This is a genomic window from Paraburkholderia sp. RL18-085-BIA-A (assembly GCF_046027075.1).
In the GTDB taxonomy this organism is placed as follows: Bacteria; Pseudomonadota; Gammaproteobacteria; order Burkholderiales; family Burkholderiaceae; genus Paraburkholderia.
Genome location: NZ_JARESU010000694.1, coordinates 1 through 302 on the forward strand (window position 1 = coordinate 1; position 302 = coordinate 302).

General features: G+C 63.9%; 1 protein-coding gene. It reads right to left on the reverse strand.

All coding sequences use genetic code 11. The annotated features are described in order from the left end of the window. A partial coding sequence (locus P0D89_RS54430; protein WP_408379917.1) for an efflux RND transporter permease subunit occupies positions 1-256 on the reverse strand: 256 nt, incomplete at its 3' end. Positions 257-302 lie beyond the last annotated feature (46 nt).

Consider the following 302-nt stretch of genomic DNA (forward strand, 5'->3'; position numbering starts at 1 on the left):
AGTTCTTGAAGCTGCCACCCCACGACACGGTGTACCCAGGCGGGAACTTGACTTGCGTCTGAACCGCATGTTGTGCAGCGAGGACGAAGCCGGCGAGGTCGCGGCCGCGTACGTTGGCCTGAACGAGGGTGACGCGCCTGCCTTCCTGGCGCTCGATGGTCGACGGTCCCGGTTCCATGCGAATGTCCGCCACCTCCGACAGCGGCACGGCACGGCCATCGCCATTGCTGATGCGTAGCGCACTGATGCGTGCCACATCGTCGCGATCCTTTGGTTGCAGGCGTACCCGGATATCGAACTGG